Source organism: Streptomyces sp. NPDC046308 (assembly GCF_055588065.1).
Genome location: NZ_JBVJFB010000012.1, coordinates 170,201 through 181,474, shown reverse-complemented (window position 1 = coordinate 181,474; position 11,274 = coordinate 170,201). Strand labels below are relative to the sequence as shown.

Sequence of the window (11,274 nt, the reverse complement as noted above, 5' to 3'; positions counted from 1 at the left end):
TTCAGCGCCGATGGTACTGCAGGGGGGACCCTGTGGGAGAGTAGGACGCCGCCGAACAATCATTGCGGGAAGCCCCGCACCAGACCCTTCGGGTCTGGTGCGGGGCTTTTCTGCGTTCAGGACACGTGTGCGGTCTCCTGTAGGGTCAGGGGGCATCGAACGACCGTTTTCTACAGTCACAGTGGAGGCCCCCGGGTGGAGGTCCAGGAGACTCGGATTCAGACTGACCGAATTTTCACCATTCCGAACATCCTGAGCATGGCTCGTCTCGCCGGCGTGCCCTTGTTCCTGTGGCTGATCCTCGCCGAGCACGACGGGTGGGCCTTGGCCGTCCTCATGCTCAGCGGGGTCAGTGACTACCTCGACGGGAAGCTCGCGCGGCGCTGGAATCAGATCAGCAAGCTCGGCCGACTGCTGGATCCTGCCGCGGACCGCCTCTACATCCTCTCGACGCTCTTCGGTCTGACCTATCGCGAGCTGCTGCCGCTGTGGCTCACCGGAGCACTGCTCTTGCGTGAGCTGATGTTGCTGGTCATGGTGTGGATCCTGCGCCGTCACGGCTATCCGCCGCCGCAGGTCAACTTCCTGGGCAAGGCGGCGACCTTCAACCTGATGTACGCGTTTCCCTTGCTGCTGCTCAGTGACGGCACGGGTTGGTTGGCCTGGTTGGGGTCAGTTTTCGGATGGGCGTTCGCGGGATGGGGTACAACCCTCTATTGGTGGGCAGGAATCCTTTACGTGGTTCAAGTCCGCCGTCTCGTGAAGGCTGACGCCACGGCCGATTGAGCCCGAGCGGCGCCGGATGACGCGTAGGAGTTGCGGAGTCACCGACCGAGACGGGTGAAAGTCGGCACGACTGTCATCTCTCAAGGAGGATTCTTCCGACATGAAGGCCGTCGTGATGGCCGGTGGCGAAGGTACGCGTCTTCGCCCCATGACCTCGAGCATGCCCAAGCCGCTCCTGCCGGTGGCCAACAGGCCGATCATGGAGCACGTGCTCAGGCTGCTCAAGCGCCACGGGCTGAACGAGACCGTGGTCACCGTGCAGTTCCTGGCGTCGCTCGTCAAGAACTACTTCGGGGATGGCGAAGAGCTCGGAATGGAGCTCACCTATGCCAACGAGGAGAAGCCACTCGGCACCGCCGGCAGTGTGAAGAATGCCGAGGAGGCCTTGAAGGATGATGCCTTCGTCGTCATTTCCGGCGATGCCCTCACCGACTTCGACCTCACCGATCTGATCCGCTTCCACAAGGAGAAGGGCGCACTCGTCACGGTGTGCCTCACCCGGGTGCCGAACCCGCTGGAATTCGGCATCACGATCGTGGACGAGGAGGGCAAGGTCGAGCGCTTCCTGGAGAAGCCGACCTGGGGCCAGGTGTTCTCGGACACCGTCAACACCGGTATCTACGTCATGGAGCCCGAGGTCTTCGACTACGTGGACCCGGACGTCTCCGTCGACTGGTCCAGCGATGTCTTCCCGCAGCTGATGAAGGAAGGCAAGCCCATCTACGGCTACGTGGCCGAGGGCTACTGGGAGGACGTGGGCACGCACGAGAGCTACGTCAAGGCGCAGGCCGACGTGCTCGAGGGCAAGGTCGACATCGAGATGGACGGCTTCGAGATCTCGCCCGGCGTGTGGATCGCCGAAGGGGCCGAGGTGAGCCCGGACGCGGTGCTGCGCGGGCCGCTGTACATCGGGGACTACGCCAAGATCGAAGCCGGCGTCGAGATCCGTGAGCACACCGTCATCGGCTCGAACGTCGTCGTCAAGAGCGGCGCCTTCCTGCACAGGGCCGTCATCCACGACAACGTGTACATCGGGCCCCACAGCAATCTCCGCGGCTGTGTCATCGGCAAGAACACCGACATCATGCGTGCCGCGCGGATCGAGGACGGCGCCGTCATCGGTGACGAGTGCCTCGTCGGTGAGGAGTCGATCGTCCAGGGGAACGTGCGGGTCTACCCCTTCAAGACGGTCGAGGCCGGTGCCTTCGTCAACACGTCGGTCATCTGGGAGTCCCGCGGGCAGGCACACCTGTTCGGCGCCCGGGGAGTCTCCGGGATCCTGAACGTCGAGATCACCCCGGAGCTGGTGGTCCGGCTCGCCGGCGCCTACGCGACGACCCTGAAGAAGGGGGCGACGGTCACCACGGCCCGAGACCACTCCCGAGGCGCGAGAGCGCTCAAGCGGGCCGTGATCTCGGCGCTGCAGGCCAGCGCCATCAACGTACGGGACCTGGAGAACGTACCGCTTCCGGTGGCGCGGCAGCAGACCGCGCGCGGCACCGCCGGCGGGATCGTGCTCCGGACCTCGCCGGGCGTCCCGGACTCGGTGGACATCATGTTCCTGGACGAGCGCGGAGCGGACCTCTCGCTCCAGCAGCAGCGCAAGCTGGACCGGGTGTACGCGCGCCAGGAGTACCGGCGTGCGTTCCCCGGCGAGATCGGGGACCTGCAGTTCCCGAGCAGCGTCTTCGACGCGTACACGGGCTCGCTGCTGCGCCGGGTGGACACCACCGGGATCGGCGATGCCGGGCTCAAGGTGGTCGTGGACGCCTCCAACGGCAGCGCCGGCCTCGTCCTGCCCAGCCTGCTGGGACGGCTCGGGGTGGACGCCCTGACGATCAATCCCGGGCTCGACGAGTCCAGGCCGACGGAGACCACCGAGTCCCGGCGGGCCGGGCTGGTGCGGCTCGGCGAGATCGTGGCCTCGGCGCGGGCGGCGTTCGGGGTGCGCTTCGACCCGGTGGGCGAGCGGATCTCCCTGGTCGACGAGCGCGGGCGGATCATCGAGGACGACCGCGCCCTGCTGGTGATGCTCGACCTGGTGGCCGCGGAGAAGCGCAGCGGCAAGGTCGCGCTGCCGGTGACCACGACGAGGGTCGCCGAGCAGGTGGCGGCCTACCACGGCACGCAGGTGGAGTGGACGACGACCTCGCCCGACGACCTGACCCGGGTGGGCCGGGCGGAGAGCACCATCTTCGGCGGCGACGGCCGGGGCGGGTTCATCGTTCCGGAGTTCAGCAGCGTCTTCGACGGTTCGGCGGCCTTCGTGCAGCTGCTCGGGCTGGTGGCGCGCACGCAGCTCACGCTGAGCCAGATCGACGCCCGGATCCCGCGGGCCCACGTCCTCAAGCGCGACGTCCCGACGCCGTGGGCGGTGAAGGGGCTCGTCATGCGGCGGATCGTGGAGGCGGCCGGAGAGCGCCAGGTGGACACCACCGACGGGGTGCGGGTGGTCGAGACCGACGGACGGTGGGCGCTGGTCCTGCCGGACCCGGCGGAAGCGGTCACCCACCTGTGGGCCGAGGGCCCCGACGACGCCTCCGCGCAGGCCCTGCTCGACGAGTGGGCGGCCGTGGTGGACGGGGCCGGGCACTGAGCGCCGGGCGCCGGGCGACGGCGTAGGACACGGTCCGGCGGGCCGGGTGCGGGAGTCCCGCCCCGGCCCGCCGGATGGACGCATTGGGTGTGTACGGCGCCGACATGCGACGATGTGCGGCATGTCGCAGCCGCCCCACAACCGGACTTCGGCGTCTCCTGTGCCCCCGCGCCCGGACGCTTCCATGTCGCTGCTGACGCACGTGATGGACCACAGTCTCGACGAGGGCTATGCGGAGGCCACGGCCCGGCGCGAGGCGGACGGAACGGCGGGCCTGCCCCGCTCCCTCAAGGCCAAGCTGGGACTCGCCGCCGGGCTCGTGATCACCGCCATGGTCGTCACGCTCGGCGCGGCGGAGGCGCGGGTAGCCGCGCCGGAGCTGGCGAAGGAGCGTCACGAGCTGATCGACCGGGTGGAGCGGGCCGACGAGCGCGCGGACGGCCTGGAGCGGGACATCGACCGCCTGAGGACCGATGTGGCGGCCCGCCAGCGTGCGGCGCTGAAGCAGCCCGGCGGCGGCCAGGGCGAGCTCGTGGCGCTGCTGGCCGGGGCCACGGAGGTCCGCGGCCCCGGGATCAGGCTGGTCGTGGACGACGCGAAGGGCGCCTCTTCCGGCGGCGGCGGGAAACCGCGCGAGAGCTCCGGGTTCTCGGACACCGGCCGGCTCCGCGACCGCGACATGCAGAAGATCGTCAACGGGCTGTGGCAGTCCGGGGCGGAGGCCGTCTCCATCAACGGGCAGCGGCTGACGGAGCTGTCGGCGATCAGGGCCGCGGGTGACGCGATACTGGTCGACAACAGGCCGCTGGTGCCCCCGTACGAGGTGCTGGCGGTGGGGGACAAGAAGCGGCTCGGCACGGCCTTCCAGGACTCGGCGGACGGCCAGTACCTGCACGTGCTGCAGGAGAGCTACGGGATCCGCTACAGCCTGTCCCCCGCGGACGAGGTGCGGCTGCCGGCCGCGTCGAGCCTGACCGTACGTACAGCTACACCGGTAGAGCAGCAGAAGGGTGCATCGTGATCGCGGTACTGGGCCTCTTGGCCGGAGTGGTGGTCGGACTTCTGGTCCGGCCCGAAGTACCGGCCGTGGTGGAGCCTTATCTGCCGATCGCCGTGGTGGCGGCGCTGGACGCGGTGTTCGGCGGTCTGCGCGCGATGCTGGACGGGATCTTCGTCGACAAGGTCTTCGTCGTGTCGTTCCTGTCGAACGTCGTGGTGGCGGCGCTGATCGTCTTCCTCGGCGACAAGCTCGGCGTCGGTTCGCAGCTGTCGACGGGTGTGGTCGTGGTCTTCGGCATCCGCATCTTCTCCAACGCCGCGGCCATCCGCCGGCACGTGTTCCGGGCGTGACGCCGATGAGCACCAACGAAAGTCCCGAGGAGTCGGGTCCGGGGCCCGCCGGACAGCCCCCGCGGGACGTACCCCCGCAGGACGTCCCCCCGCGGGAGGCGCCCGCGCAGGACGCGCCCTCGCAGGAAGCCCCCGAGAAGGACGAGCCCGCCCAGCCGGTGCAGCAGCCCGCGGACCGGCCCGCGCCGGCCGCCGGGCCCGAGGAGACCGGCCGGCAGCGGCTCGCGGCCGGGCTGTGGCCGCCGCGGGTGAGCCGGGCGCAACTGATCGTCGCGCTGCTGCTGTTCGTCCTGGGGCTGGGTCTGGCCATCCAGGTGCGGTCGAACAGCGAGTCCAGTGCGCTGCGCGGAGCTCGTCAGGAGGACCTCGTACGGATCCTCGACGAGCTCGACGGGCGGACCAAGCGCCTGGAGGAGGAGAAGCAGGCGCTGGAGGATCAGCGCAAGGAGCTGGAGAGCAGCTCCAACCAGGCCGAGGAGGCCCGCAGGCAGACCGTGGAGAAGGAGCGTCAACTCGGCATCCTGGCCGGTACCGTGGCAGCGCAGGGGCCGGGCATCACGCTGAAGATCACCGATCCGACCGGCCAGGTGCAGTCCGACCAGCTGCTGGACACGCTCCAGGAGCTGCGGGCTGCCGGGGCCGAGGCGATCCAGATCAACGGTGTGCGCATCGTGGCGGGCTCGTACTTCTCGGAGGAGAACGGCGGGGTCGCGATCGACGGTAAGAAGATCACACAGCCCTACGAGTTCAGGGTGATCGGCAAGCCCCAGGATCTGGAGCCCGCGCTCAACATTCCCGGCGGTGTCGTCCAGACGCTGGAGAAGGAGCAGGCGACCGTTGCCGTCACACGGTCGGCGAAGATCGTTGTGGATGCCTTGCGGGCTGCGAAGCAGCCTGACTACGCTCGGTCGTCATCGTGAGGAACTGGAGTGAAGGGTGGAGCGGCTTACGCGGGCGGATGCCTGCGGGGGGTCGGCGCACCGAAGTCGCGGTGCGTGGTGGAAACTGTCTGGTGGTTACGGACGTTGTGAGAATGTCCGGGTCGGCAGGTGTCTGCATTCGGAGTTCGTCCTGCCCCACGGGCGGGTCTGTTTCGGTCAAGGGGAATCGCCCGTGAAGTTGTTTGAGAAGTTGTTCGGCAAGAAGAACCGCGAGGACAGCGGTTCGGCACGGCACCGTGCCGGTCAGGGGGACGTGGAAGGGCAGGGCGACCGGCCGCTCTTCCGCGACGAGGTCGCCGGTGCGGGTGACGTTCAGGGTGGCCACGGCGCGTCGGCCGTTGACCCTGCCGGTACCGGAGGCATAGGTTTCGGTGAACCATCAACCTCAACTGCGGGTGGAGGGTTCGCCCCCGACCCGTACGCCACCAACGCCTCCGCGGGGCAGCCGCGGCGCGAGGAGCCGTCCATGTCGGCCGAGCAGATTTGCAGCAGGTGCGGACACCGCAGCGATGCGGCCAGCCGCTTCTGCTCCAACTGCGGGGCGCCGCTGCGGCCGGGCCTGACGCCGGAGCGAGCCTCGGAGACCACGTCCACCATCTCGATCTCGGGCCTGGAGGCCTACGAGGCCGAGGTGTCGGGACAAACGCACGTGTCGTCCTCACTGTCCCCCGAGGCCCAGGCCGCGGTGGAAGCCCTGCCGCCCGGTTCCGCCCTGCTCATCGTGCGGCGCGGCCCCAACTCCGGTAGCCGCTTCCTGCTGGACGGCGAGCTGACCACCGCGGGCCGGCACCCGCAGAGCGACATCTTCCTGGACGACGTCACCGTCTCCCGGCGCCATGTCGACTTCCGCCGGGGCCCGGACGGCGGCTTCACCGTCTCCGACGTGGGCAGCCTCAACGGCACGTACGTGAACCGGGAACCGATCGACTCCGTCGCCCTGCACAACGGCGACGAGGTGCAGATCGGCAAGTACCGGCTGGTCTTCTACGCGAGCCTGCGGGGCGTCTGACCCCTTCCGGACTCCGTCCGGGGGGACCCCCACCCCCGGACCCGGTCCGGGGGCTTCCCAGGGAAGGTCCCATGCTGCGCAACCCGACAGGGGGTGCCGGAAACGGCACCACCGGCTCGGACGGGCGGCTGGTGAGCATCGGCACGGTGCTCACCACGCTGCGTGACGAGTTCCCCGAAGTCACCATCTCGAAGATCCGTTTTCTGGAGGCGGAGGGGCTTGTCGAGCCACGCCGCACCCCTTCGGGGTACCGCAAGTTCAGCACCGACGACGTCGAGCGCCTCGCGCGCATCCTCCGGCTGCAGCGCGACCACTACCTGCCGCTGAAGGTCATCCGCGAGCAGCTCGACGCGCTCGCCCGCGGTGAGCAGATCCGCATCCCGGCGCCCACGGCGCACGGGGAGTCCGACGATCCCACCGGCCCGGCGGTCGTGTACGGCGAGGTCGGGGCGGAGCGGCCGACCGCGGCCCGGGTGGGCCGGGCGGAGCTGATCGCCGCCGCGGAGGTGGACGAGGTCCAGCTGGCCGAGTGGGAGTCGTACGGGCTGCTGGCGGAGGCCCCCGGTGGTGGTTTCGACGCCGAGGCGGTCACGGTGGCCCGGCTCGTGGCCGATCTGGGGCGTTTCGGGCTGGAGCCGCGGCACCTGCGCGCGATGAAGGCCGCGGCCGACCGTGAGGCGGGTCTGGTGGAGCAGGTCGTGGCACCGCTGCGCCGGCACCGCAACCCGCAGACCAGAGCGCATGCGGAGGCCACGTTGAAGGAGCTCGCGGGGCTCTCCGTACGGCTGCACGAGGCCCTCGTACAGACCGCTCTGGGGGTCCGGTTGCGGTGACCGCGCTGGTCGGCGTGGAGCCCCGACTACCCAAACCTGCCGGGCAGGTCCTAGGGTTGCTGTGTGAACGAGCTCGACGTTGTGGGTGTCCGGGTGGAAATGCCCTCCAACCAACCGATCGTGCTCCTGCGTGAAGTGGGAGGCGACCGGTACCTCCCCATCTGGATCGGTCCTGGGGAGGCGACCGCCATTGCCTTCGCGCAGCAGGGGATGGCTCCTGCCCGACCGCTGACACACGACCTGTTCAAGGACGTGCTGGAGGCGATCGGTGAGGAACTCACCGAGGTCCGGATCACGGATCTGCGGGAGGGCGTCTTCTACGCGGAGCTCGTCTTCGCCAGCGGGGTGGAGGTGAGCGCGCGGCCTTCCGATGCCATAGCGCTGGCCCTGCGGACGGGGACGCCGATCTACGGCAGTGACGGCGTGCTGGACGACGCCGGAATCGCCATTCCGGACGAGCAGGAGGACGAGGTGGAGAAGTTCCGCGAGTTCCTCGACCAGATCTCGCCCGAGGACTTCGGCACCGGCCCGCAGTGAGGCGTGGGCCGTGTCGCCCCCGCCATCCGGGGAGACTTTCAGCCCATTCGAATAGCCCTTCCCCATAACGGGATACGGGAAACCACTCTCAGGGTGATTATCACTCGGCGTGCCGAGTGTGGCGATCGTTGACGCACCCCGGGTGACTGCCTACCTTCAAGGTGGCAGGTCAAGGACGGAGGGTCGGCGTGAGGATCACGGGCGACGGTACGACCGGGGGCACCCCCGTACGGAGTGACGCTGGGCCGTACCCGCTGCACGGCGGCGCGGTCGGGTCCGCGCGCCGTCAGCCGGAGTCGACACCGGTCGGACCGGTGGGCGGTGACCCGGCGCCCGAGCAGATCGGCTACCGCGGCCCGACGGCGTGCGCGGCGGCCGGCATCACGTACCGGCAGCTGGACTACTGGGCGCGGACCGGGCTGGTGGAGCCCAGCGTGCGGCCCGCCTACGGATCGGGCACGCAGCGGCTCTACAGCTTCCGCGACGTGGTGGTCCTCAAGATCGTCAAGCGCTTCCTGGACACCGGGGTGGCGCTGCAGAACATCCGCACGGCGGTCCAGCACCTGCGTGACCGCGGGTTCTCCGACCTCGAGCGGATGACGCTGATGAGCGACGGCGCCACCGTGTACGAGTGCACCTCACCGGACCAGGTCGTGAGCCTGCTCCAGGGCGGGCAGGGCGTCTTCGGCATCGCCGTGGGCGTCGTGTGGCGCGACGTCGAGAGCGCGCTGTCGCAGCTGCACGGGGAGCGGGTGGACACCGGCGAGACCCTGGTCGGTCACAACCCGACGGACGAGCTGGCGGCCCGCCGCAACCGCGCCGTCTGATCCGGGTCGGGGAAATGTCAGTGCCGTAGGGCAGCATCGGTGCCGTGAGAGCCGCGCCGACCATCCTTCACCTCGACATGGACGCCTTCTACGCCTCCGTCGAGCAGGCGTCGAAGCCGAGTCTGCGGGGCAAGGCCGTCATCGTGGGCGGGCTCGGGCCGCGCGGGGTCGTCGCCACCGCTTCGTACGAGGCCAGGCGCTTCGGCGTGCACTCCGCGATGCCGACGGCGCAGGCGCGCCGGCTCTGCCCGAACGGTGCCTACCTCATCCCGCGTTTCAGCCTCTACCGGCAGGTCAGCGACATCGTGATGGCGTTGCTGCGGGAGCTGTCGCCGCTCGTCGAGCCGCTCAGCCTGGACGAGGCCTTCGTGGACCTCGAGGCGGGCGGGGTGGCCTTCGACTCCCGGACCGCCCGGAGGACGGGGGAGCGGCTGCGGGCGGACATCAGGGCCGCCACGGGGCTCAGCGGGTCGGTGGGGCTGGCCGGGTCGAAGATGCTGGCGAAAGTGGCGTCCGAGGAGGCCAAGCCGGCCGGGCTGCTGCTGATCGAGCCGGGGACCGAGCGCGATCTGCTCGCGCCGATGTCGGTACGGACCCTGCCCGGGGTGGGGCCGGCCACGGGGGAGCACCTGCGCCGCGCCGGGATCACCACGGTGGGGGAGCTGGCCGAGGCGGGCGAGGACGAGCTGGTCCGGATGCTGGGGCGCGCGCACGGCGTCGGCCTGTACCGGATGGCGCTGGGGCTGGACGACCGGCCGGTGGTCGCGGAGCGGGACGCGAAGTCGGTGTCGGTCGAGGACACCTTCGACGTGGACCTGCACGACCGGGTGCGGATCCGGAACGAGGTGCAGCGGCTGGCCGACCGGTGCGTGCAGCGGCTGCGGGCGTCTGGGCACTCGGGGCGGACGATCGTCCTGAAGGTCCGGCGGTACGACTTCTCCACGCTGACGCGGTCCGAGACGCTGCGCGGGCCCACGGACGACCCCGCCGTGGTGCGGGAGGCCGCGGCGCGGCTGCTGGAGGGTGTGGACACCACGGGTGGGGTGCGCCTGCTGGGGGTGGGGGTGGCGGGGCTGGCGGACTACACGCAGGAGGACCTGTTCGCGCAGTCGCTCGCCGCTGAGCCGGACGGGGCGGGCGGCGCGGGCGGCGCGGATCGGGCCGGCGAGGCCGCCGGGGCGGGCCGGGCGGCGGGAGCGGGCGGGGACAGCGAGTCCGGAGCCGCAGCGGCGCCTGTGGAGGCCTCAGGGGCCCGTGAGGCCGCCGGGCAGCCCGGGGAGGCGGAGCCGGCTCCGGAGCGCCGCTGGCCGGCCGGGAGCGACGTACGGCACGCGGTGTACGGGCCCGGGTGGGTGCAGGGCAGCGGGGTCGGGCGGGTGACCGTACGGTTCGAGCAGCCCGGATCCGGGCCGGGCCGGGTGCGGACCTTCCGGGTGGACGACCCCGAGCTGGAGCCGTCCGATCCGCTGCCCCTGGTGGGGGACGGGGAGCAGGGACCCGCGGGCGCGGCATGATCACAGGGCCGGACGGCGCGTGCGGCCCACCTCAGGCCCGCCCCAGGTCCGCCTCGGGCTCCTTTCGGGCCCGCGTCGGGGCCGCCACGCGCGCCTCGGGGCCCGAGCAGTCCGACGTGAGCCCGCGCCCACGGCCCGCGCGCCCGCGCCGCTTCAGCCCTCGTCGCTCGCCAGGCGGCCGAAGTCGCGCGAGAAATCCGTGGGCAGCGTCGTGTCCAGGCCGTAGTGGTGGTAGAGCTGCAGCTCCTGTTCGGGGGAGAGGTGGCGGCCGACGCCGAAGTCCGGGGCGTCCCTGATGAGGGAGCGCTCGAAGGGCACCCGCAGGGTGTCGCCCACCATCTCGCTCGGCTCCAGCGGGACGAAGGCGTCCCGGCTGAACAGGCCCGTACGGACGGCCGCCCATTCCGGGACGCCCGTGGCATCGTCGAGGTAGACCTCGTCGACGGTGCCGATCTTGTTGCCATTGCGGTCGAACGCCTTGCGGCCGATCAGGCTGCGCGGATCGATGTCGGTCTGCACGGTCCCTCCAAATGGTCGCAACTCCTCCGTAACGACTACAGAAGTGCATAACCGCAGCGGAGGCCACTCGGGGAGGGTCCAGAACCGCGCTGGTAGGCTGGGTGATGGCTGTCGACCCTGTGCGGGAGAGTCCTCCGAGTGAACGAGACGGAGGCGCCGAAGGAGCAAATCCTCCCCGGAATCTCTCAGGCATACGTACCGCACGGACGAGGCCACTCTGGAAAGCAGGGGCGGGTACCGGGCGCAGCGCCGGTGCCTCTCCTCACCGACGGTGAAAGCCGGAGCGCGCGGGCGACCCCCGAGACTCCGGTGAAACTCTCAGGTGCAGATGACAGAGGGGGAGGCCGTCCGGGTGCCCGCGC

Annotated in this window: 11 protein-coding genes and 1 riboswitch; of the genes, 10 read left to right on the top strand and 1 reads right to left on the bottom strand. The window is 70.3% G+C overall.

Translation table 11 applies throughout. The features are described from left to right. The first annotated feature begins 195 nt into the window (after positions 1-195). From ACZ6JT_RS34705 to ACZ6JT_RS34660, 10 genes are all read left to right on the top strand, one after another. Complete coding sequence (locus ACZ6JT_RS34705) at positions 196-786, top strand: CDP-alcohol phosphatidyltransferase family protein (protein ID WP_469216094.1); 591 nt, start codon at positions 196-198, stop codon at positions 784-786. A 100-nt stretch (positions 787-886) separates the two neighbouring features. Then, on the top strand, positions 887-3,382 hold the full coding sequence (locus ACZ6JT_RS34700) for a sugar phosphate nucleotidyltransferase (protein WP_469216093.1): 2,496 nt from the start codon (positions 887-889) through the stop codon (positions 3,380-3,382). Positions 3,383-3,494: 112 nt separating this feature from the next. Next, positions 3,495-4,403, top strand: a complete 909-nt coding sequence (locus ACZ6JT_RS34695) for a DUF881 domain-containing protein (RefSeq protein WP_469216091.1) — start codon at positions 3,495-3,497, stop codon at positions 4,401-4,403. Then, positions 4,400-4,732: a small basic family protein gene (locus ACZ6JT_RS34690; RefSeq protein ID WP_030722407.1), complete on the top strand. Its 333-nt coding sequence runs from the start codon at positions 4,400-4,402 to the stop codon at positions 4,730-4,732. The genes ACZ6JT_RS34695 and ACZ6JT_RS34690 overlap by 4 nt, the downstream gene beginning before the upstream one ends. Positions 4,733-4,737: 5 nt before the next feature. Next, on the top strand, positions 4,738-5,652 hold the full coding sequence (locus ACZ6JT_RS34685; protein WP_469216089.1) for a DUF881 domain-containing protein: 915 nt from the start codon (positions 4,738-4,740) through the stop codon (positions 5,650-5,652). Between the two features lie 85 nt (positions 5,653-5,737). After that, positions 5,738-6,682, top strand: a complete 945-nt coding sequence (locus ACZ6JT_RS34680) for an FHA domain-containing protein (protein ID WP_469216114.1) — start codon at positions 5,738-5,740, stop codon at positions 6,680-6,682. A 71-nt stretch (positions 6,683-6,753) separates the two neighbouring features. Beyond that, a complete protein-coding gene (gene ftsR, locus ACZ6JT_RS34675; protein ID WP_469216087.1) occupies positions 6,754-7,515 on the top strand; it encodes a transcriptional regulator FtsR in 762 nt (253 codons plus the stop codon). Between the two features lie 63 nt (positions 7,516-7,578). Beyond that, on the top strand, positions 7,579-8,052 hold the full coding sequence (locus tag ACZ6JT_RS34670; protein WP_030009777.1) for a bifunctional nuclease family protein: 474 nt from the start codon (positions 7,579-7,581) through the stop codon (positions 8,050-8,052). Between the two features lie 188 nt (positions 8,053-8,240). Then, positions 8,241-8,879 (top strand): MerR family transcriptional regulator, encoded by a 639-nt coding sequence (locus ACZ6JT_RS34665; protein WP_365480823.1) that lies wholly within the window; start codon positions 8,241-8,243, stop codon positions 8,877-8,879. A 44-nt stretch (positions 8,880-8,923) separates the two neighbouring features. Beyond that, the gene (locus tag ACZ6JT_RS34660) at positions 8,924-10,393 is read left to right on the top strand and encodes a DNA polymerase IV (RefSeq protein ID WP_469216084.1); all 1,470 of its coding nucleotides are present in this window, start codon (positions 8,924-8,926) and stop codon (positions 10,391-10,393) included. Positions 10,394-10,546: 153 nt separating this feature from the next. Here the strand turns inward: ACZ6JT_RS34660 and ACZ6JT_RS34655 are convergent, their stop codons facing one another. Next, positions 10,547-10,912, bottom strand: coding sequence for a PRC-barrel domain-containing protein (locus tag ACZ6JT_RS34655; RefSeq protein ID WP_469216083.1), 366 nt, complete (start codon positions 10,910-10,912; stop codon positions 10,547-10,549). A gap of 112 nt (positions 10,913-11,024) precedes the next feature. After that, positions 11,025-11,123: riboswitch (glycine riboswitch) on the top strand. Positions 11,124-11,274 lie beyond the last annotated feature (151 nt).